Consider the following 24556-nt stretch of genomic DNA (forward strand, 5'->3'; position numbering starts at 1 on the left):
GAGTAATATGTCGATAAAGCAGCAGTACTTTATCATTCGGCGCCAAAAAACATTCTGGCTCATGTTAAGCTTGGTGGGGTGCATGCTTGCCTTAGAGTTAAGTGGTACGATCGAGAAAATAAATGCGCCTATATATCACTTACTCAGTGTAGTGCAATCTGAGCAAAATACAGACGTCGTTGTCATTGAAAGTGGCGACCTTCAAAGACAGCATAATGCGCTACTCCACATTATAGATGCTGGGTCACCAAAAGCTGTCATTGTATTTTCAGACCTTATTTTCAGCACCTCGACCGGACACGCTAGTACGGTACTATACCCTCATGCACAGACTAATCAATGCTTATCGCCCATTGAAAGTTGGGCTGGTTACACGATCATTTTTAAGAATTTACCAACTGAATCATGTGATAACATTTGGAACCTCATTTTCCCTAAAAAACAATTACCTGATACCGCACTGATTAATTTTTCATTACAACCACACGCCCTACCAAAATTCGATAGCAATCGCGTATTATCTGGCGATATTTTAGAATCTCAATTAAACAATAAAATAATCGTATTAACACAACGAACTCACGGTTATGGAATGAGATTAAAAGCACCAAAGGTCGACTCATTTCATGATGCCGCCTATTTATATGCCTACATTGCACACAATATAGATACAAATAGTTTAGTGGCTACATTTGATGGTTGGCCGTCGTTAACTGTGCAAGTCATTATTGTTTTAGTATTAATGGTGCTTTATCAAAAGTTTAGTATCAATATAAACCTGATAATTGCTTTTGGTCTTTGCCTACTCTGGTTTATAAGTGCATATTTTATACTCATTTATTGGCATACTTTAATTCCCGCGGGACAACTCACTACCTATACTGTTTTAACATTAGTGTGGATGTTCTTTGCTAAGAAATGGGTAGAGGAAGACGACTTACAACGCATTATTAACAATATCCAGCAACGTATGTTAGGACGCTACCTGCCTAAATCTTTTGTTGAACAAAGTAATCCTTGGGATGCAATTATTGAACTCGTTAAGCAACAACTCGACTTAGATAGAAGCATATTTCTTGCTCGCCAAGAAGGAGATCATCGACTTTACGAAATTCGTGCCGTTAACTGCCAGCTCTCAAATATTCATGAAATGCGGCGAGACTATGAACGTCCCCCCTATTCTGACGCCATTAAGCAGTTTGGTGCGGTAAGCATTACACGGCCATTTTTTGATAATATCACCGACGATGAAACACAATATATTGTCTCTCTTATGTACGCGGGGGATATCAGAGGGTTTTGGGCGATGACCGTTCGCACCGATGAACATTTTAATGAAGCGGCTTTTTTAAAAAATGTAAACCGCTTTGCTAACCAAATAGGTGAGTTATTATTTCACTATCGTATTTTTAGCGCCCAAGACAGTGCCAATAATAGTGTGCTCACACGGGCATTAACATTAAATTTAGAAAAACCTCTAAGCCAAAAAATAAAGCTCTCAATCAATGAAATGGAACAGAAACTATCCACACTTGAACACGTGTTTAATCAAGTTGGCTCTGCAACCGTTTTATTTAATTTATTTGGGCAAGTTATCCAAACCAACCAAGCATTAGAAACCCTCGCCCGACAGCAGAGTTTATCAATTTTTGACATGACAGCTTTAGATTTACTCGCTAAGGTGGGCCAGCTCGAACATGATGTAGCTAAGGGTAAGTTACGTTATTTAACACTTCATAGAGGTGAGTTGTACCAGCCAGTGACTTTCGATGATCAAGTTTACATTCTTTCTGTGCGTACCATTGGGGCTTCTGAGGTGAAAAATAGCGCGGGTGACCCATTTGAGGTCGGTGGGATCTTGTTCGAATTTATAAATATTTCAGATCTCGTCGCACATCTAGATGATCCCAGCTTGTTATTATCACAATTATCCACTTTGACCCAACAGCAAGAAATTCAAAAGCAGTCTGAGTGGATATCTGATTAATGGACTGGTTATTAAATATATTCCCGAATGGGGGCGGCCTGGGTCAATCTGTTATTACTACGGTTTGGGTAGGCATTGGGGTTGTTTGCTTTCTCAATTTACGCTTTGGATTCCCCTTAACGGGACTCGTTGTCCCTGGGTATTTAGTTCCACTCTTTATTGTAAGTCCCACCTCTGCCACTGTTATTTTAATTGAGGCGGTGATTGTTTACATTGTGATGAAATTATCAGCCAAAACTATGATGGAACGATTTGGGTTTGCTGAAATGTTTGGCAGAGATAGGTTCTTCGCCATAATTTTGATCAGCATTTTAGTAAGGGTCACCATGGACACCTTATTCTGGCCCTCTATCGCGTCGCTGTTCTCTTTATGGGACATTACCTTTGATTATGCAGCCCAATTATATAGCTTAGGGCTCGTTATTATTGCTCTTACCGCGAATGTCATGTGGAATGGAGGGTTCAGATACGGTGCAAAAGTGACGCTAATCCAGCTGTTACTCACCTATGTCATTGTCCGTTTTATCTTAATGCCCTACAGCAACTTTAGTATTGCTAATCTTGCTATTATGTATGAAGCCGTTGCAGCATCAATTATAGCGGCGCCGAAAGCGTACATTATCTTGGTCATCACCGCGTTTATCGCATCTCGTGCAAATATTAAATACGGCTGGGAGTTTAATGGCATCATGCTCCCTGCATTGCTCGCTTTACAATTAATGCAGCCAAGTAAATTACTCACATCATTTGCAGAAACCGCTGTAATTCTTATTATTGGCAGTGGGTTATTGCACTTTACTAGACTACGTCACGCTAATTTCGAAGGCGCTCGACTCCTACTATTTTTCTTTAATATTGGTTTTGTGTATAAGCTCTTATTGAATTACGTCGTTGTTCAATATTATCCAAGTTTAAAAGTCACCGACACTTTTGCATTCGGTTATATGCTCTCAACTTTACTCGCATTAAAAATTTATCAAAAAAATGCGCTTGGATTGGTGATCAGAGCCACATTTCAAACCTCTGTTGTTGGCGGTTTTATCGCCATCGCGATTGGCTTTGTGATCATGTTTGTACCATCCATATTTGGCTCAGCACATATAAAAGAGCTTCAGACACATCAAGCCGTGAGTGGCCTGACTCATATGATCAGTGAGTACAAAAGCTATTTATATACGGATAAAAAAAATCAGATTGAGATTAGCCAATATCAACAGGGGCAACAATTACAACAATTTCAGTCCGCTGTTAGGTTGTTAAATCGAGACAGGCAAAATACGCAACTCTTTGATGAAGCCCGTGCTATGTTAATGAAACTAGATTTTTTGCTACGCCAAGACGAACACTATATTTATATTCAAGATGCAAGAAAGCTTTCTCTGCGTGGTTTATTTATATTAACAAAGCAACCAACTTCTGAACTACTGATCACAGTACCACACCCCTCATCTGAGCGCTTAGCAAGTGATGCCGCAGGGTTATTATTATCACATTTAAATAGCGGCGCTTTACTCTTTGGCACGCAACTAACACAATCTTTGAGTGCCAGTTCATCTAGCCAACAAAGTAAGTACTACCTTGCGTTCATTAATGCACTGTCAGCTGAACAAATCCTACAAGTACGAGAAATAAACACGCGTAGCCAAAGTATCTTAAACAACAGTCCATTTATACATCAGTGTCAACTGTGGGCTTATAATCAACTACCGAATGCAATTAGCCAAAAAGAATTAAGAGAACTGCTTAATTGCAAAAATAGTTCGTTTGGTTTAGCAAGCTCATTTAGCCTACCAGGGGGAGAGTTTTCAGGTCAGTTTTTAGAAACCTTTTTAGACACCGCAAATTACACCTCCTTGATGTCAAAAGTGGCACTCGCCGACGGCCAAATTAATCAAGCTCCAATCACATATTTGACTGATTCAGTAGAAAATTCAATTGAACATTACATCCCACATATTAGTGCAAAAGGCAGTGAGCACTTTGCATTATTGTCAGATAATGAAGCGGCACTATGGGAGTTTGAGATACTCCGTCCCCTATACATTTTAGTAGATGGTTTAAATAATCAAACGATTAATGCCAATATCCAAAACAGGCTCAATCAAATTAACAATATCGCACAAATGGTGGGTTACGAACTAACACTCATGATGTCAGAGCAAGGCCGTTACATCATGATAGCCCCCATTCCTAAACAGCAGTTTTATGAAAAGGGTCAAGGTATTTTCTTTATCAACCTAAACCCAGCAAAATCACTCAATATTCAAGTGCCGAGGCCTTTATTCGAAAGTAATACTTTAAAATTTTCAGCACAATTATTTACACACATTCAAGGTAAAGTACTATCTATTGCAGGTGCGCACCCGTACGCAAGCCCTTTTTCTAATGTAATGACCCCTGCAAATGTGAAGTCACTTTTTAACATAGTACATCAAAGTGTGTTGCGTCATGATCACGATAAAAATATCATGAACTTGCAAATTCGCAGTCATAGTGCACCGTCACATATAAGACCCAGTGCAATTGCATTTCAATTTACGCACCCGCACACATTCCAAAGCACGGTATTAAGGGATTTACGGTTAGCGTTAACAAAACTAGGTGTTGAGCATCAAATAGTACAAGGTCAAACTGCAACAAGGGGTTTAGAGCTCGGCACATCACCACAAACTGGTTATCAGTTATTTGCCCCAAATAGTGAACTCGCTACATTATGGTTAGCCTCCGATTTTAAAAAACACTTTTCTATATCTGAACAAGCACTGTTGCAACGATTATTGGCAATTTCAGATGTCGCATACTTACCCAGTTTAATGCTATCGACGCTCGCACCAAATGACTGGGCTAGTGTAGATAAAGCCAATATTGAAAAGCTGCGCCACATCACTGATGAATATGCAATATCTCAACACTTACCTTTACTCACTGACTATTGCAAAGCCGGAAAACGTTGTACTTTACAAGCTGTCAAACTTGATCCGGAATATGAGCTCGCATTGGCCATTAAAAACGGGAGTACCTTGATTGCCCTATACTTACCAACCCGAAACAAGCTAATAGACCGCCATGTATATGAAGCCGCGATAAGAAGGGGCCAGCATGTATTATATTAAGTGGCTGTTGAAAATAACATTTTGGTTAGTATTGCTTATCATTGTTTTCTGGTTTGGGGTACGCTTTTACTTTTGGCTACAATCAGCAGAGCCTATGGCGCAACGTTCAGATAAAGAAACTCGGTCGAATGTACATTGGCTACATTCAGATAAAGCCCTTGTTTATAACTTCTCTCCATCGAGAACATATAACTTGCGAATTCTATCGAATGCAATTTTTGCTCAACAGGTCGAGTTTGATAAGCCTATTAATTATGCCATAGAATACACATTACTTGACCAAGACAATAACCAGCTGATGCAAAAAGTGTATCATCACGCTTCGAAGTTGGCTCTGGACGCCGACCAACAACAAGTTAAACAAATTATTGAGAATAAAGCAGCATTATCAGTGTCTTCTGGACAATCTTTTTATATAAATAGTGAGCAGCTCACCAATGCAAGTCGGATTGCATTGCGGGTAATACCTGAAGATTCTAGCCTCAAAGGCGTGGTCGTTCGCATACATGCAAAAACACCAACAGATACAGATGACATAAATAGCGCTTGGTTAAAGCTCCCGGTAGAATGGCGCGAACGTACAATTGCTTACCACACCATTGGCGCCAATGCGATTACCACTCGAGAAATTCATAATGCAGTGACATTTGATTGGCTAAAGCTTGCGCCACAAGGTGTACCTGATATTGATTTCAAAGCCGATACTTTATATGAAACTCTCCCTTATCATGTTTTGACATATGATTTTGGTGCGCAACAATTGGATCTTGACGGTTTCTATACCGTTCAAGACTTATCGGCTTCATTTCGAGTTTATGAAGGGGGCGATATTACTGCAAATATCAAGGGAAACATCGCAGATATCAACATAACCTGGTACGACCTTAAACAACGAGAAAAGCCTAAAAAATTAACACTGGAAAAATTAGAAAGCCCTAATACCTATCAATTACTTAATACTCAACCAGGTCTTATCGTCATTCAGTCCAAAACAATGGCACAATCTAGTTGGTTTTTAGCTGATACAACCCCGATCTCACCATTGCACAGTTATTATTACGGTATTGATGAGAGTTTATCTGCCAACTATCGAGTCGCGCCAAATAGTGATATAAATTTTCAATTTAGAGGGGCACAAGGCGCTCTCATATCTGTTTCCTTATTTAACACTCAGAAACAACTTATCGAAACTCATCAAGTCAAATTGCAAGGACAGCAAGCACTGTTTGACCGCATCATCACTCCCGACACACTCAGAAGCGTAACCACAGATTCAGAAAGGTTTTACCTGCGCCTTCCAAGCAATGCTGCGTTTTTATCGATAAGTAGTAAAGAAACAATTAGTGCAAAAATGCAAGCGAGACAAGCTCACTTTCATTACCAAACGGTATTATGCGAAGCTCTATGCCAAGTCGATTTACCTGAATTTACAGAAATAGATGCGTGGTTTTCTCAACAAGCGCAGAATGACTTTACCTTTACTGAACAACAAAAGATGTTGAATGTTAGACTCTTTGAGCCTCCCCCTGAAATTGAGGTTAAGCAAACCTTTCATTATGGTCGAAATCTAATCGATATCTTACCTCGCTCAAATACAGCGTTAATTAAAACCGAACCAAAGTACTTCGATCCTATTGATCCCCCTAAAGACTTTAATTTTAGGCCACTAAAAAACCTGTCAGAAATTACAGTGCCTAACGACCCGATATTACTCGCTAAATCACGTGTCGTAGAGTTATCATCAAGTGCCCCGTTTTATACTGAATATGCACTAAATGACTTACCTGATGATGCCCCTCTAAGGATACAATCGAAGCGTTCACACTTTTATACCAATCTAGGTTCTAATCGGAGCTGGGCAAAACAGCGCTTATTTAAATTAAAAGCAGGTCAATCACTTGAGTTAAGCTTTGATAAAAGACCTGATTCGATTGTAATCAAACTCTATTCAGATAATGAGCAAGACACACCTTTATCCGTTGATACCCATTTACATGGGCATTTTTCTAAAAAGCTCACCGACGAGTACACAATTTCGAAAAAACGTTATGCCCTCGTCAAGGCGAATGAGAATAAAGCATTTTTACTTCACCCTGCTCAAACATCACTTTTCAGCTATCCTTCAATAACAATACCGATTAATAACGATATAGAATTATTAAAGAAATTTACGATAAAGACCGATCAAGATGTTTGGGTTAGTGTACTAGAAGAAACATCAGAACAACAAAAACAAGCAAAATGGTGGTTATATGAAGCCAATTAGCAAATTGACGCTCTATCTAATCTGCATAATATTTTCGCAGTGTGCGTTGAGTAATTACTCTCAACCATTATACAACGATATGGTTGTATGGTTTAAAGTTCCTACGGCCATTGCACCATGGCAATTTCAACAAGTTGAATCGCAATCTGCATTACTGGCTACATCCACGAAAGAGGGCGGTGGACACGTTTATTTTAACCCGATTAATCAACGCTGTGTCGTGTCTGTTCCGCATCAATTTTATGATACGGGCACGCTGATGATCGGTAAACATATCTACACTCACCTTTGTCAGGTTATGCTAAGTAATTCTCATCAACGCTACGTCGACAGTCCCGATAAATATCCAATGGATTTTTCAAAACGGCCATACAATATTCATAATGCGGCATTAGTTGCATATCAAACTCACAACCCCAGCGCACGTATCTTCCAAATTCATGGTTTTAGCAACAAAAAAAGGCGTTCAAAAATAGCAAAACATGCAGATATCATTGTGAGCCAAGGAAAAACGTCCGACTTGACTGGTCAACAACTCACTACTTGCTTCACAAGCATTGGGTTTATCGCGTATTTATACGGAACGTCTGTTAAAGAGTTAGGCGGTACAAAAAATATAGTACATAAACTCGGGTTAAAACCTCGTTCATTCATGCATATTGAATTAAGCAAAGTCACACGCGTACGTTTACGCCAAGATCAACCTCTATTAAGAAAGTTTACCTCATGTTTAAGCCGTACTCTTTAAGCTTCCTTATTTTCCTTTGGGTTTTTCCAGCATATGCGGCACAGACACCGCTGTATAATGCGCCTTTTTGGTTAGACGAAAATAAACCAAACTCTTTAACTATGCCAACTCAATATTTACGACTTGCAGAAAACTATAGCCAAACTGTATTTGTACCTGAGGGTAATTGGCTAGAAGTACCAGCTCAATTATTAAATGCTATAGACCTTTGGCAAGGGTCTAGCGTATTAGCAATGCGTAAAATCAACGCCTCCTCGCTGACTTGTCGCAACGAGCGCTGTCAGCTACCGGCAATGCAGGGCAATCAATTTATCAAATTTACCAACACCTCCACTCAAAGTCAGCGCTATGAGATATGGTTAGGGCAATATCATCATCATCGCTCTCCATTTCGTCGCAGTCTGAAATTACCTCTGAAAACCACGCGGCTTACGCTTGCTCAAGATCATGAAACTTACTACAACTTGGAGGATAAAGAACAAATAACTACCTACTTTGCGCATGCAAAAAAGCTCAAGGTGACGGTGAGGAAAACCCTTCATAACCTAGATAAAAGAGGCACTATCAGTCTTTATGTCAATCAACAACCGGTGAGCATACTCAACATAGGTAATTCACAGGCCAGTGAATATATTCAACAAAAAGTGAGTACTGCGAATACAGACTATATCGCACTCCCCAAAGACAGCTATCTAACAATCAAAAGCCATGGGCCTGCCCTTATTAAGCTGGAGCAAATGCAGCGAGGGATCCGTGATTCAAACGCAGCACAACAATACCAAGAAGCGAATTTTAATCCTTACTGGGTAAACAATCTAAATACAACACTGTCTCATATTTATCTTGATGAACGATTTGATGACTTTATGTATTTCAACTTTGCAAAAGCCAATCCTATTGAAAAAAGGCGCTATCAAGATTTAATGAAAACGATAAGCACTCAACGCTTTGTTTTCCCTACACCAAACAATGAACCTGGTTACTCTGAAACACAAGAAATATCTATAGTTCAAGGTCAACGTAAAGTCCTAAACCACCTTTATACAAGTTCACTTACTCGTGATGCCCTAGTACATCGCTTAAAAGGTAAACTCGCTTTTGATTGGTCACACCTCAGTCGTGTGCGCAGCTACATTACCCTATTCGTTCGTACGCCTATCGATACGACCTTAAACATGAAAGCTCCACACAAAAATTTTACCATCGCATTAAAAGCCAGCCAGCACTTTATTAAGCTTACAGTACCGCTGCCCCAAGATGTAGGCACTGTCGAATTTAGCACTCAGCATCAAAATAGCATTGAATTAGCACTGCAAGTTGATGACTTACTAACCTTGCCGAATAACGAACTGTTATATGTCCAAAAAGGCAAATTAAAAGACAAACTTCCAGCGCTTAATACGCATATAAATACTCAGATTCAACGCACCGCAGACGCTTACATAAACGGACTCACCCCTTATACAAATCACAGTCAAGAAACAGTCTCAAACCTCGATCCGCAATTAAGTATCGTACACTCACACCAGCTATTAGGTAATGCCCTACAACTATTAAAAAGCAACCCCTTAGAAGCATTACCAATTTTAAAACACTTGGTTACAAATCCACATTTTGAAGTGAAAAAAAATGCATGGCAGCTCAGAATAAAGGCGCTTGAGAGCTTAAACCAACAACGCTTGGCACAAAGTTATTTAGAAGGCTTATTACTGTCATCAGATCAAAAACTAAAACTTTTTGCCGCGACACAACTGATTGAAATATATAAGAGGAACAAAAATAGTTTTCAGCTTCAAGGGCTATGTGCCGTATTTTATACGGCGTTAAAAATATGTCCTTCGATCGCTGAGCAGCTGCTTTTGTCGCAACAAAAGTACTTAGACGCACTTTGGTTAGTACATGACAAACAAGATATTCTTCATCTGAATCCCTTACCGTTACAAGTCAGTAATTATCGCAGCGTGTCGAAAGCGCACTTACAAGAGCCCCCATATTATCAAATTTCGCATTATGGCAGCAGCACAATATTCGGTGAAACCAGCCATTATAGCGCCTTTAATATTTCCAAAGGTAAAGGGCTAACCTTAACCGCAAAAAGAGATTTAACATTACAACTGCGCGCGCGAGCGCCTTGGCAAGAATCGCATTCAAACGGCACACAGTGGCTACATCTTGATTTACAAAAAACACAGTCGATTGTCCCCATATTTTCAGATATTGCCTCAACGGCCCAAATTCCGGCATTGAACACAAGGTTATCTATTGCCAGTGAGAGTATTGTCACTTTGCAAGCAGGTGAGCAGTTGTATATTCATAGTGATATGCCGACTTCTGTGAGCATCAATACACTCCATCCGCAAAGTTTGGGGACTTTACCTCCTAAAACTGCCAATGTGCCCTTTTTGTTTTCTCGTCCATTTGATGACTTAATTAATGACCCAAGCCTTTCGTTGCAAACTCTCTTAACGAATGCTCTGTGGCGGCTTGAATCTCAATCACTCCTTGAACATGAATTTATTTTGTTGTTTACTCGGTTAGCAATTGAAACCTTACCAACAGAGCTTGCCACCCTAATGAGCCGCGTGAAACATTTTGGGCATTGGCAAACGAGTAAACATTATAGCAATTATGCGGGAACCCAATTAATTGATACAGATGCTATTTTAAAACGAAGCTTGGCTGAGCAAGTAAATCGTCATTCTAGTAAAAACATTCAACTGGATGGCGTATTGCTTCGTCCTCATCACACTTTATATCTAGATATGAGCGAACTACAAACGCTCCCCATCAAACTAAAATTTACATTTGCTCCAACAGAGCTGTTACCCAATCAATATGCCAACATATTGATTGAAACGGGTGATAATCATGTTCTATGGCCCGTAACACCAAACAGTCCAGTAGAGTATGCTTTAAACAACACCGAGCATTCAGACAGTCAAGTCATGCTCAACTGGGTAAACCCTTATGTATCACAACTACTCAATGTCAGTGTGTTAGTCTTTAAAGAGGGTTATTGGCAGGACGTAGATTTAGACACCAAACAACTGTTTTACTATGCGACACAAAAGCAGCCCACAACGCTGAAATTAAATAGAGATCAACTCTTAAAAATAGAAACAATTAACGCGATGCAACGCACTGAAAAAGTAGTCTTTCACCCTGCTGGAACATTAACGTTACCCAGTACCCATGCCCAACTCGCCCGTGTATTTACATGGCAGCTAAAGCCCAATAAACATACACTAGCCGTTTCCCCTCCGGTCACACCATTAGCCATTGTACAGCCGCAATTGATACAACAGCCAACGGCCAACGAATTTATTCATAATACGCTTAAAATGGATGGTAATTTAACGCATGTGGAAGGGTTTATGCGTTATGGTCGCTCAGGTATATTTGAAACAAACGAGCCCCTACCTGCCAATCATAATTTAGATTTTGGTATTAGGTTACGCAATAATAATAAGCAGCATTGGTATAGGTTAGAAATTGCTTATTCACTCAGTAATCATAATTATGATACCTATGTAATGAATGCGGTCCATAATTGGCAAGATGATAATAGTCACTGGTTCAGCGAAACTGCTCTATTTAACCGCTGGCAAGATAGTAGTAATATCACTCAAAGTCAGTATGCTGGACTCGCACGCTTTAGAGTTGGTGAAAGTTGGCGAAACGATAAAAGTGATAGGCATCAATGGTGGTGGCAGCCCTTTTACTATTACACCAGTGTAGACACACAAACCTATTTAGATGACTTAAAAATTAACCCTAGTATTTTCGGGTTTTATAGACAAGATCATATGACCGGCTGGCAAGCCGAATATGAATATCGATATCAACCTTGGGTAGACAACCAGCTCAGCTTTAGAATGGGCGGTATCTCGAACCAAAATTGGCACTCTTTTGATAATGTCTACTTTAGCGCCACCACACAACAATATTATCAAGGCCAAATCTTTGCTGCACAACTGCAAAGCATTTATAAATTTGCAGATGAAAATAGGCCCAACGATACATGGCAATATTTAACGCAATTAAGCTGGCAAACATTGTATGATTTTAGCAGCAATACCGCTGGTTGGGTAAAACTCAGCTGGACACAGGATTGGTTTAATAATGAACATGCAATTGGATTTGAAGTTAATTTAGGCAACTTACAAAATACCGGCTTTACCCCTTTTGCACACGATGAAATTTTATTTCAATCACTCCAGCTCTCTCATTTTGCTGAACAAGATATTTATGGCCACTGATAAAATACAACAACACTTAGAAAACTTACTTTTTGCCGATACAGAGAAGTTCTGGCTTAATTTATATCATCATAAATATCAAACTTTGGTTAATGAACTTGCAAACTGGGAGTTAATCAAACACAAGCCAGAGGCTGAACAACAAATCGACTGGCTACAATTGCAAACAATTGCATTTTTACGCCACAAAATAGAACAATTACATGTTAATTTACAAGGGCTTGAAGCGGGTTATAAAAACTTTATTGAAAGGTTTGCAAAAGCCGATTTTGATGCTGAAAAAGAGCTACATATTTTAAATTATGCAGAAGAACTGGGCGCCAGTTCAGAACAATTAAAAGCCGACAAAGCCGCTTTTTCACGTTGGTTTGACGAAGGAGCCGTTATTGGTCGCTATCAAAGTCAAGTAGCTGACATTGAACAAAGCCTTAAATTTCTGATCTCAAAATTAGGTGCTATAACCAAACGGTACTTAAGAAATAATGAAGCATTACTAACGGACACTTGGGCAAAACTAGATTTACAACCCTTTTTCTTGAGGCTGTTAGAAGCAAGCCCTAACGCACATGTTCGCCATGGTATGATCCGGGCTTTAGTTAATCAAGTTGCGCTAATTCATGAGTGCAATGCTGACCCTGATCTTGACTCAGAGTTAACCTCTAAGCTCATTGAGCAACTAGAAAATCAAGATACTCCTTATCTTGCTGTCATAGATATCCTTGAAATACTCATTCACCAACGACCTACCTTTATTCGCAGCCATATGTGGGCGTTGTTAGACGAATCCGTCAATAGCTATCCCCATAAACCGAAAAACAATGATCAACTGTTTATATTAAGTGCAATTCCAAAAATATTATGTCGGCAAAGCACCCTCAGTACTCAAGATGAACGTTTAATTGAACAGTGTAGTCATCACCCTTATCCGAGGGTCCGTCAATCACTCATTGAACAAATTGCTAACTTCTCTGACTCATTGGCTAAAGCGATATTACAAAGCCGCTTTATAGAAGAAAATTGTGACGCTGTTCGATTTACAATTATTAAACAGCTATCTGCGACCCGCTTTTGTGATGCCGCATTATCTTATGAAATTTGGAAAAAAGTGATTGATGGCCAAGAAAGTGTGGCCATCAAGCGCATTACGTTAGAGCAAAGTGCGCGTATTATGCTTAATATGCAATTAGATAGTGATAAACCTGATACTGTATTTATTCAATTTATTGAGCAGCTAAATAACGCTTTAATAACGACTCAAGATATTGCTATAAAACGGTGTATTTCACGTACTAGAGAGCAACTAGCTAGCTTTTACCAACAATCGTTAGTCGCAAATATAGATGCACAAATAACCTCAGTTCACACTATAAAGTTATCGGCAAATACTGAGCAGCAAGCGCTAGGCAGAGCGCTCAGCTTTAGAGCACAACAGCAACATGGGTTTAATGGTAAGCAACATAAGGGAGCCTGGTCCATTCAAGTAGGTTATAAAATGGGTCGCAGGTTATGGCGCATTTGGCACGAATTTTTTCACCCAAGTACAGATAAACGACAAAGCTTTAGCCATGTATTAGCCAAAAAGCCCAATGCTCAACTTCATGTCCCGAGCTGCACCGTCGCAGAAATAAGTGAAACCAATGTCCCTGGAGAACCGCTATATCATTTATCCGAATTAAGTACTCGTCCACATCTGCCTTTACTTGATTACCTACTTTCAATTTTAAGCCAAGATAACCTGCCAAGCCCAGTGAAAAGCTATACACCAGATGGATTTCTAGAGATCACAAAACCCACAACATTGTGGAAAAGAACTGCTGCTTATTGGCGTATATCAATTAACTTCAAAGCGTTAGACAAGCTTAGAAAAGGCAATGAACTAGAGCAGCGCCGTTTTTTAGAACAATTAAACTCTATGGGATTTATCTTACAATTTAAGCCTTATGGGGCACTTGAAAGTGCAACTTTCCCAGTAGAGCCTAGTATTAAAAAGTTGTTCGAAAGACTCTCTGTGTCTGCGCCAATACTTAATATTTGGCTCAGCTTTAAAGAGTACCTATATTCAATTTATCAAAATACACTGCCTCAATTGGTTTTTTTTGTTGTTGGCTTTATGGGATATTTTTGGAGTCGCCACATTTATGTTAGCCGAAAAATCATGCATAACCGTAAACATATTCCAGTCAGCATTGGCGGCTGGGGCACTCGGGGGAAGTCGGGAACTGAGCGGCTTAAAGCGGCTCTGTTCAGCGCTCTAGCACTGCGAGTGATCACCAAAACCACGGGCTGTGAAGCGATGATGATTTATTCCAAAAGCTCTGGCGAACAATGTGAAATACCACTTTTTAGACCATTCGATAAAGCCAGTATTTGGGAACAAAGTGATGTGCTTTCGTTTGCCAAATCAGTCAACGCCGATGTCTTTCTATGGGAGTGTATGGGATTAACACCACGATACGTAAAAATATTGCGCCGATGGATGCAAGACAACTTCGCCACAATCACCAATGCTTACCCAGACCATGAAGATATACTAGGCCCGACCGGTATAGATGTTGCGCGAGAAATGTCTGCTTTTATTGGCAAAAATACGCAAGTATTTACATCAGAACAAACCATGATGCCGATCCTCAATGAAGCCGCTACCATAAATAACACAACCTTAATTCAGGTTCATTGGGGAGATGGGTTTCAAATTACACCTGATATACGTGCTCTCTACCCATATGATGAGCATCCAGACAACATCGCGTTAGTTGCGAAGATGGCACAATATATTGGCATTGAAAAAGACTTTGTATTTAAGGAAACTGCTGAGCGTATAGTGCCTGACATTGGCGTATTGCAACACTTTGAAGCCGCTCCGATTGGTAAAATAAAGCAGTCCTTTGTTAACAGCATGTCGGCAAATGAGCGTTTAGCTACATTGGAAAATTGGCGCAGGTTAGGTCTTTTTGATATGGGGGACTTGCCTCATATACAAACTATCGCACTGATCAATAATCGCAATGATAGAGTTGCGCGCTCAAAAGTCTTCGCGCAAATTGTGATTGAAGATTTAAGCTATGATTTTGTCGTCGTGGTTGGCAGCAACGTTGATGGTTTTTATTCATATTTAGAGCAGGCATTGCACACACGGATTGCACGAATTATTAGCAATCAAGATTTTGACGATCTTAAACACTTAATAAAGCAATTTAAAATACCATTCAACATCGCTGAATGGTTAGAACGAGCTAATGTTTCTCTTGTAGACAATCCCTTAAGCGTCGATGATATCAAAGAGGTTAACACCTTAAACATCGCCTTAAGTAAACGTCTCGATGGTAATGACAAGCAAGCTGCACTGCTCACAACAAGTTTTACGCAATTTACTCAAATACAGTTAATTTTGGATACAATCAAAGGATCACACTCGCTCAGCACCTTAATGCTAAAACCTTTAGTTGAGATATTTACGGAACGCTGTCTGTTAATTGATGATGCACAAGTTACCCCTGATGCTCTAACAACCACAATCAGTCACCTCGCATGCGATCATCAGCACCAACTGATTGTTGGCATGCAAAATATTAAAGGTGCTGGCTTAAATTATGTTTACACATGGCAAAAGTATCAAAAGACGTATCAAGTGTGCCAAAAACTGCTAAACGAACAAGTAAGCCAAGCTGAGTTTCGCTCACTCCTCACACAATTTGCACAACAAGACAGGTTCAGTATTTTAGAAACTGATTATTTAGATAACGCTTTAGTGAATGTAGCAGCACTCGCTCATGCACAAAATGAGTTTAGCCAAGCAGAAATTACACATATAAAAGACAGACTCACTAAATCACGTAAATTGATAACTGCCAATCGTTCAACCAGGAAACGCTCCAAATTAACGATGTTTCTACTGCAAGTTATCGAGTCATTTTTAGACGCTGGCGCTGCTGTGAAACGAAAAAAAACCGCACAACAGGTCTATATTGATATTGCTGAACAACGGATAACAATGGAAAAGGCCATTACAGTTTTAGCACAACTAAACCGTAGTCAAAAACCTGGGTGGTTATCATTGCCAAAAGAAAAGTAATCCAAAAGGATTATAAATACTTTATTCCCATCACTTGGAATAATAGCATCGTGCGTATTTTTGTCGTTTAATTGACCGCGACACTAAAAAGTACGACAATAAGATTAGAAATTTATCTATTGAGCTTAACTGCTTCCATTGTTTCTTATTTTTAGGAGTTCTATATGAAACTGTCTTTTTTAACTTTGAGCTTAGCTTCTCTTGTTTCGCTTAACACCGCTTTTGCGAGTAATTTAGTGACGAATGGCTCATTTGAACAGGATGTCGTTTCTAAAAAATGGACCCTACTTGATAACATGACCGGTTGGCAAAGAGATGGGGCTAAGTTTGAAATTCAAACAAACACACTTGGTATCATCACGCCACAAGAAGGTAATCAATACATAGAGCTAGACTCAACAGCCAACTACAGTGTAAAGCAAACGCTTTCTACTCAAGCTAACCAAACCTACACCTTAAGCTTTTATTATTCTCCTCGCGTTGATAATAACAGCGATACCAACCAAGCAAAGGTATATTGGGATGGTGCTGAAGTGGCAAACCTAAATGGCACTTCAAGAGGCTGGCAACACATCTCTGTCAGCGTAACAGCTGCTGGGGCTTCAACTGAATTGAAGTTTACAGGCACCGGTACCTCTGACTCGTATGGTGCTTTTATTGACAATGTCTCAGTAACTGGTATTGCAAATAGAGCCTGCTTAACGGGCCTATTTGGTATTAATGATTTTGGTTCTGAGCAAGTTGGATATGTTTACTTCTTCGATGTAAATACTGGTACATATAGTAAATTAACAGGGGTATCTCACACAGCATCCAATATTGCGAGCAAAGATGGCGTGCTGTATTTCATGGAACAGCAAGACAGTAACACTAAAGCGTCTAAAGTGTGGACTTTGGACTTAGCAAGTAACGCTGAAACTGAGGCCGCAGATGCGACGTCATATCCTATTTACCGCTCTGCTATAACGCCTGATGGTCAGTCATTGCGTTCTACAAGTAAAACATACATGTATGATTTTAATTTACAAACTGGCGCAAAAACTGTCTTAGGTAAATTAACATTTGCAGGAGATGATTTTAAGCATGGTGATATCGCCTATTCTGCGGACAATAATACGTTATATGTACTGACAGGAAAGTCTTTATATACTCTAGATGACGGTGACATGAGTTTAGACAAAATTGGGGACCATGGCGTCAATTGGGCATCAGGTTTGGCCATTGGCGACAATGGAACTGTGTATATTTCAGGGCGAGTAGCTGGTGAAAATGCAAAAATATACTCTGTTAACCCTGCAACGGCTGTCGCAACCTATATAATGGATGCTGCTCCTCACGTTAATGATTTGACTTTTGTGGACGATTATTGCAATTAATCGTATATAGGTCATTTTTTATTAAAAAAGCCAGTCAAATGACTGGTTTTTTATTGCCTCTTTTAAGGTACAAGCCGCTTCTAGGCTTCCCCAACACGCAGCAGCTAGTTATACTAACGCACCCTTTTTGCATAGTTAGTCAGTTATTTCGTCATAACTAGCAGAAACACCAAAAACATTGGCCACCCGTTCAAACACATAATTTTTTATGTGTCACGATTATTATAAGGCCTAACAACATATTTGATTTTATTAGGAAGTACATATGAGTTCATTACCTAAAGCAGGAGAGTTTTTAGGACATCCTAAAGGCTTATTCTTGCTGTTCGGCACAGAGATGTGGGAACGCTTTGGTTATTATGGCATGCGTGCCATTTTAGTTTTATATCTTGTTGCAATGACCCAAGACGGAGGGTTTGGCTGGTCAAATGCCGACGCTCTTAGCCTATATGGTACTTTTACCATGGCCGTATATTTAACCCCACTGTTTGGCGGTTGGTTAGCTGATAACGTATTAGGCCAGCGTAAAGCTATTATCATAGGTGGTATTTTAATGGCGCTAGGCCATTTTATCATGGGGGTTCCTCACAGCGCAGTCATTGGCATGGAAGTTAACGTGTTTTATCTTGGTTTAGCCTTACTGTGTATTGGTAATGGTTTATTCAAGCCAAATATTTCCACTATGGTCGGTGATTTATATAATGACGGCGACAAACGTCGTGATGGCGCATTTACTATTTTCTATATGGGTATCAACTTAGGTGGTGCATTAGGGCCACTTGTTGCAGGTTATGTTGCAGCGGTCATAAACTGGCAAGCAGGTTTCATTGCCGCTGGTATCGGCATGGTTATTTCAGTGGTTATGCAGCTTATACTGAGTAAAAAGTATTTAGGTGATATTGGCGTTGTTCCATCAGCTAAATTATCACAATCACAGTCGGCAACAGGCACGAAAGAACCATTAACGAGTGTTGAGAAAGACCGCATCAAGGTTATTTTTACAATGAGTGTATTTAGTATCATCTTTTGGATGGGCTTTGAACAAGCAGGCGGCTTGATGAACCTTTTTGCCAACGATTATACTGACCGTATGTTGATGGGCTTTGAAATCCCAGCTTCTTGGTTTCAGTCTCTAAACTCACTTTTCATCATTATCTTTGCACCTATTGTCGCGATGATTTGGTTAAAGCTTGATAAGCGAGAACCAAACTCCCCTGTTAAGTTTGCGATTGCATTGGTTTTCCTAGCCCTTGGCTTTCTTACCATGATGTTAGCATTAATCACTGAAGGATCTGGTGAAGGTTCATTACAGATCAGTATGATGTGGTTAGTACTGTTTTATCTATTCCATACTTTAGGTGAACTATGCTTGTCTCCGATTGGTTTATCTATGGTGAGTAAATTAGCGCCTCTGCGTTTAGCATCATTGCTAATGGGTATTTGGTTCTTATGTACTGCCATCGCAAATAAAATTGCAGGCTTTGTTGGCTCATTCTTAGGTGAAGGACAAGAAGCTATGAACAACGCGATGGGCATCTTCATAGGCCTTGGCGCAACGGCTTTATTGTCTGCAGCAGCAATGTACTTGCTCAGCGACCGCTTAGTCGATTGGATGCACGGCGCAGAAGGCCATCATGAGCCACACACTCAAGAGCATATTTTAGCGGAAGAGTTAGAAATCTCAGCGGTTAAATCTTAGTTTTAATTCGTTTTACAAAAAAACCACGCCGATAAAGCGTGGTTTTTTTTCATTCATACATGCCCCTAAAGCCACATCTGTATACACTGGTTTACACTCTAAAGACAAAGAACACTGCATCCTTCACCCTATATCCACTTATTGCTTTTCAAATGTAGAATCCAGAAAAAATAAAAAATGCTTTACATTACAATAAGTAAAATATAAAAATTACATATAAAAAGTATTCCCTCCACGATTAATACCGGAGAATATCCGCTTAGAAAATTACCACGTGTATTGCTGTCAGCATGCAAGCGTCTTTATCGACTCATTGTGCAAGTAAATTTACAAATCACGACTTTGTGAAATCTACCCTAAACCTTTCCCTTTGTCTCATTTTGGTGAATTATTCAGTTAATGAGAAACACATCTAAACAAGCAATCTAATGTGCTTAATTGCTGGAGTAAGACAATGAGTGAAGTAAGTAACCCTCTAAAGTTAGTTGGTATTGAGTTTACAGAATACGCAACACCTGATGCAGATTATATGGACAAAGTCTTTACTGATTTTGGCTTTTCAAAGCTTAAATCTTTTAAAGATAAAGATATCACTTACTACAACCAAAACGACATTCACTTTTTATTGAATAACGAACGTGAAGGTTTCTCTGCTGAGTTTGCAAAAAGTCATGGTCCAGCGATATGCTCAATGGGCTGGAGAGTAGAAGACGCACAAAAAGCATTTGAAGTGGCTGTTGAGCGTGGCGCAAAGCCAGCTACAGATTCAACACACAAAAACTTACCTTACCCTGCAATTTACGGTATTGGTGACAGCCTGATTTACTTTATCGACGTATTTGGAGACAAAGGTTCTATCTACAACAACGATTTTGTTGATTTAGAAGAACAGCGCATTGTTAAAGATAAAGGATTCATCCGTATAGATCACCTTACTAACAATGTTTATAAAGGCACGATGGAAACATGGGCTAACTTTTATAAAGACGTATTCGGCTTTACTGAAGTGCGTTATTTCGACATCAAAGGTCAAAAGACGGCACTGATCTCATATGCACTTAAATCGCCTTGTGGTACTTTCTCTATTCCTATCAACGAAGGGAAAGGCAACGATAATAACCAAATTGATGAGTATTTAAATGAGTACAATGGTCCAGGTGTACAACACCTAGCATTCTTAACCGATGACCTTGTAGGTTCACTTGACCAACTTGATCAATCAACCATTGCAACATTAGACATCATCCCTGAATACTACGATACCATTTTTGACCGTGTTCCTTGGGTAAAAGAAGATAAAGATAAAATTCGTGAGCATCAAATTCTTGTAGATAGCCAAAGTGAGAACTGTTACTTACTACAAATTTTCTCAAAGAACCTATTTGGCCCAATCTTCATCGAAATGATCCAACGTGTTGATGACGGTGGTTTTGGTGAGGGTAATTTCCAAGCTCTATTCGAATCAATTGAACGAGATCAAGAGCGTCGCGGCGTACTTTAACGCCGCTGATAAAAATAAGTGTCTAAGCAGCTTACTTATACTTTAAGTAGGCTGCTTTTCTATTTAAGTTGAGGCAAAATAGTCTCAATGATAGTTAAACAGGAAAGATAATGTCTTTTATTAACGAAACGCACGATAATAGCTTAATGAGCTGGGTAGCAAGCGCCAACTTAGCTGGTACTGATTTCCCAATTCAAAATTTACCTTTTGCCGTATTTCGCCGTACAAACAGCAACGAAGAATTTCGTGGCGGCGTCGCCATTGGTGATCAAGTGTTAGATTTGGCAGTTGTTGCTGAAGCCGGTATTTTCTCAGGCGAAGCTCACTCGGCTGTGACGGCTGCAAATGCCGCAGCATTAAATGAATTCATGGGTATGGGCCAATCATATTGGTCTGCACTTCGTCTTGCACTTTCTCGTGCATTACGTGAAGGGTCTGAGCATCAAAGTGCGCTTGAATCCGCACTGGTTTCACAATCTGACGTTGAGTATTCAATGCCATGTCATATTGGAGATTACACAGACTTTTATACATCAATTTATCACGCAACAGCGGTTGGTAGCTTATTTAGACCTGACAATCCGCTTTTACCTAACTACAAATGGGTACCAATCGGTTACCACGGTCGCTCATCATCAATAGGTGTATCTGGCCAAGCGTTCCCACGTCCGAAAGGCCAAACTAAAGCGCCAGACGCAGATATGCCATCTTTTGGACCATGTAAGCGTTTAGACTACGAACTAGAACTTGGTATTTACCTTGGTAAAGGCAACGAACTTGGCGATCATATTGCAATAGAAAATGCCGAGAACCATGTATTTGGTTTCTGTTTATTTAATGACTGGTCAGCACGTGATTTACAAGCTTGGGAATATCAACCGCTTGGTCCATTCTTAGCGAAAAACTTCGCATCAACGGTCTCTCCTTGGATAGTAACGACTGAAGCACTGGCACCTTATCGTACGCAGTGGACACGTGATGAAAATGATCCGCAGCCACTTGAGTATTTAGAGTCAACGCAAAACCGCGAGTCAGGCTCTTTTGATATTCAAATGGATGTGTCTATTGAAACACAAAAGATGCGTGCTGATAACCATACGCCAAGTAAGGTATCTGAATCTAGTTTCAAGCATAGCTATTGGACAGTTGCACAAATGGTGACTCATCACACAGTGAATGGTTGTAACTTTTTACCTGGCGATATGCTTGGCTCAGGTACTCAATCAGGTCCAGATCACGAAGAAGCCGGCTCATTACTTGAGCTATCTCGTGGTGGCAAAGAAAGTATCACGCTTACCAATGGTGAAGAGCGTAAGTTCTTAGAAGATGGTGATACCGTGATCATGCGTGGCTGGTGTGAAGCTGAAGGCTTTAATCGCATTGGATTTGGCTCTGTTGAAGGCACAATCCTACCAGCAAAATAGTCAGTTCCAAAAATTCATATAAATCAAAGGTGTGCATAAGCACGCCTTTTTTTGAATGTTTAAACTGGATTTTTGTATAGAAATTGTTAAAGTGAAGCGTTAATTATAAATTTATATGTGTATGCTAAATTATATCAATCGCCTATTTAACCTGTTATTTCAGAAGCGCCAATTGTTGCTTCGCCAAAACGGCGAAGTGGGAATGGTTACGCTGTCTAGCTGGTTACAATTCACGATAGTCATCATACTTACTGCGATGACGGTATGGCTAGCAATAGTAAGCAGTGCTTTTTTTGAACAAAAAACGACCATTGCTACGCTCAATTTATCCAATGAAACCAAGCAACAACAATGGCAAAAAGAGAGGCTGCAATTAGAAAGTCAGCTTAATTTACAGCAAAGTAAATTGAATGAGTTAACTGAAAAACAACTCGCGCTACAGAGTTTAATTGAAGCGTTACCACCTAAACTAAGTGAAGAGCCCACGCAGCCGGAAGTCTCACCACAAGCTCAGTTTCAAAGAAATAGCACGCAAATACACTGGTTGCAAGAGCACTTCATCACTTCCTTAAACCAAACAATCGACACAAGAACACATACAATTAATAACTTATTAGATGAAGCTGGTATCGCTTATCATGATCGTGATAATGCCGCCCAAGGTGGTCCTTATCATAAATTACCACTTGAGCAACTCCCAAGTCATTATATTGATACAATCGATAAACTCGTTTTGCTCAGCGAGTTACAGCAACTCATCACGCAGTTACCATCTGAAATGCCAGTCGCTAAAGATGACTACTATATATCAAGTCCATTTGGCTTTCGAAAAGACCCAATGACTGGCAGGCGAGCATTTCATAAAGGCGTTGATTTGGCAGGCTGGCATAAAACAGCCATTATCGCCCCCGCTGCTGGCGTCGTTTTGAGAGCGGGTAATAATGGTGGCTATGGTAAATTTATTGAGATACAGCACCCAAATGGCATCACGACACGCTTCGGTCATTTACATACTATCAAAGTGAAAAAGGGACAACCGGTCAACAAAGCTGACACAATTGCACTTATGGGCAGCACTGGACGCAGTACAAGTACTCATCTACACTATGAAGTACTGCAAAATAATAAGCAGATCAACCCTGTTAAGCTTGCCAAGGTAATTAATCGTGTTCAGTAAAATTAAGAAAAAACAACTTGAGACAGCCTCAGGTATTCCAGCTCTAATATCTCCAAACACCCATGTAGAAGGCAATATTACCTGCGAGGGGGAACTCCAAATTGATGGTAAGGTAACCGGTGATCTTATGGTTAATATACTCATTGTTGGCCAGCATGGGGTTATTGAAGGTAATATAAAAGCACATCAAGTACTTATAAAGGGAACTGTGGATGGCTGCATAAATGCAGACCAAGTCATGCTAGAAGAGTCAGCTAGAGTGCATGGTGATGTGCTTCACGATACGCTTAGTATAGAGGCTGGTGCATTAATTGAAGGTAAGCTTGCACATAAAACAGAGGTGACCAACATCACCCCTATTTCAGAACACTCAAATGCACAATAGCTAGCGCTTGGTAACATACATATTTATATCCGCATGGAATACCTTTGTTCCATGCGCATCAAAAACCTCTACAGGTACAATTAAATCCTCTTTATCCAGCCACTGTCTCGGTAGTGTTATTTTAGCCTCCGCACTAATATCTGTTTCAGCTTTTTTTAGATACTGCACCGTCATTCCTTTAGGGATCCAACGATGGGTCTTGTACGGTACTGTTGCATCCACCATCACCCCTGCACACAATTCGGCAAGGTTACACTGTGCAATCGCATGAATGGTGCCAATATGATTAAACACCGCTTTGCGTTTAGGGATGGTAGCCATACATACCCCTGGCTCTAACTGTGTTATAGTCGGCTTTATTGATCCAAAATAAGGCGCTTTTCTACACACTGCTTTGCTAAACAACCAATTACCAAAAGGTAGCCATTTCATTTTTTTATATATTTTGAGAAGTGGAGTTGTCATTTTATGATCCCCGTTGTATTAATTCATCAAACCTAACACATCAGACCAGATGATAAAACATTCACTACCAATATAATCGAATAA

The 24556-nt window shown here is 39.8% G+C and carries 13 protein-coding genes; 12 read left to right on the plus strand and 1 reads right to left on the minus strand.

Features of this window, described 5'->3' with window-relative positions; all coding sequences use genetic code 11:
* Positions 1 to 7 precede the first annotated feature (7 nt).
* The 12 genes from PAUR_RS14075 to PAUR_RS14130 all read left to right on the plus strand — a co-directional run bounded on the left by PAUR_RS14075 (position 8) and on the right by PAUR_RS14130 (position 24007).
* Positions 8 to 1987: a hypothetical protein gene (locus PAUR_RS14075; protein WP_192508312.1), complete on the plus strand. Its 1980-nt coding sequence runs from the start codon at positions 8 to 10 to the stop codon at positions 1985 to 1987.
* Positions 1987 to 5100 carry a poly-gamma-glutamate biosynthesis protein PgsC/CapC gene (locus PAUR_RS14080; RefSeq protein ID WP_192508313.1) on the plus strand — a complete coding sequence of 1038 codons (3114 nt, stop codon included), beginning with the start codon at positions 1987 to 1989 and terminating at the stop codon, positions 5098 to 5100. Before PAUR_RS14075 ends, PAUR_RS14080 begins: the two co-directional genes overlap by 1 nt.
* Positions 5087 to 7366, plus strand: coding sequence for a hypothetical protein (locus PAUR_RS14085; RefSeq protein WP_192508314.1), 2280 nt, complete (start codon positions 5087 to 5089; stop codon positions 7364 to 7366). Before PAUR_RS14080 ends, PAUR_RS14085 begins: the two co-directional genes overlap by 14 nt.
* A complete protein-coding gene (locus tag PAUR_RS14090) occupies positions 7353 to 8114 on the plus strand; it encodes a hypothetical protein (protein WP_192508315.1) in 762 nt (253 codons plus the stop codon). The genes PAUR_RS14085 and PAUR_RS14090 overlap by 14 nt, the downstream gene beginning before the upstream one ends.
* Positions 8093 to 12373, plus strand: coding sequence for a hypothetical protein (locus PAUR_RS14095; RefSeq protein WP_192508316.1), 4281 nt, complete (start codon positions 8093 to 8095; stop codon positions 12371 to 12373). The genes PAUR_RS14090 and PAUR_RS14095 overlap by 22 nt, the downstream gene beginning before the upstream one ends.
* Positions 12363 to 16445 carry a poly-gamma-glutamate synthase PgsB gene (locus tag PAUR_RS14100; protein WP_192508317.1) on the plus strand — a complete coding sequence of 1361 codons (4083 nt, stop codon included), beginning with the start codon at positions 12363 to 12365 and terminating at the stop codon, positions 16443 to 16445. The genes PAUR_RS14095 and PAUR_RS14100 overlap by 11 nt, the downstream gene beginning before the upstream one ends.
* A 164-nt stretch (positions 16446 to 16609) precedes the next feature.
* Complete coding sequence (locus PAUR_RS14105) at positions 16610 to 17821, plus strand: DUF642 domain-containing protein (RefSeq protein ID WP_192508318.1); 1212 nt, start codon at positions 16610 to 16612, stop codon at positions 17819 to 17821.
* A 265-nt stretch (positions 17822 to 18086) separates the two neighbouring features.
* Positions 18087 to 19520, plus strand: coding sequence for a peptide MFS transporter (locus PAUR_RS14110; protein ID WP_192508319.1), 1434 nt, complete (start codon positions 18087 to 18089; stop codon positions 19518 to 19520).
* Between the two features lie 454 nt (positions 19521 to 19974).
* Positions 19975 to 21021, plus strand: coding sequence for a 4-hydroxyphenylpyruvate dioxygenase (hppD, locus tag PAUR_RS14115; protein ID WP_192508320.1), 1047 nt, complete (start codon positions 19975 to 19977; stop codon positions 21019 to 21021).
* A 110-nt stretch (positions 21022 to 21131) separates the two neighbouring features.
* The gene (gene fahA, locus PAUR_RS14120) at positions 21132 to 22445 is read left to right on the plus strand and encodes a fumarylacetoacetase (RefSeq protein ID WP_192508321.1); all 1314 of its coding nucleotides are present in this window, start codon (positions 21132 to 21134) and stop codon (positions 22443 to 22445) included.
* A gap of 202 nt (positions 22446 to 22647) precedes the next feature.
* Positions 22648 to 23622, plus strand: coding sequence for a M23 family metallopeptidase (locus PAUR_RS14125; protein ID WP_192508322.1), 975 nt, complete (start codon positions 22648 to 22650; stop codon positions 23620 to 23622).
* Positions 23612 to 24007, plus strand: coding sequence for a bactofilin family protein (locus PAUR_RS14130; RefSeq protein ID WP_192508323.1), 396 nt, complete (start codon positions 23612 to 23614; stop codon positions 24005 to 24007). The genes PAUR_RS14125 and PAUR_RS14130 overlap by 11 nt, the downstream gene beginning before the upstream one ends.
* Here PAUR_RS14130 and PAUR_RS14135 read toward each other — a convergent pair whose 3' ends face one another.
* Positions 24008 to 24472 (minus strand): hotdog fold domain-containing protein, encoded by a 465-nt coding sequence (locus tag PAUR_RS14135; protein WP_192508324.1) that lies wholly within the window; start codon positions 24470 to 24472, stop codon positions 24008 to 24010.
* Positions 24473 to 24556: the final 84 nt, after the last annotated feature.

It is taken from the genome of Pseudoalteromonas aurantia 208 (assembly GCF_014858725.1).
Lineage (GTDB): Bacteria > Pseudomonadota > Gammaproteobacteria > Enterobacterales > Alteromonadaceae > Pseudoalteromonas > Pseudoalteromonas aurantia.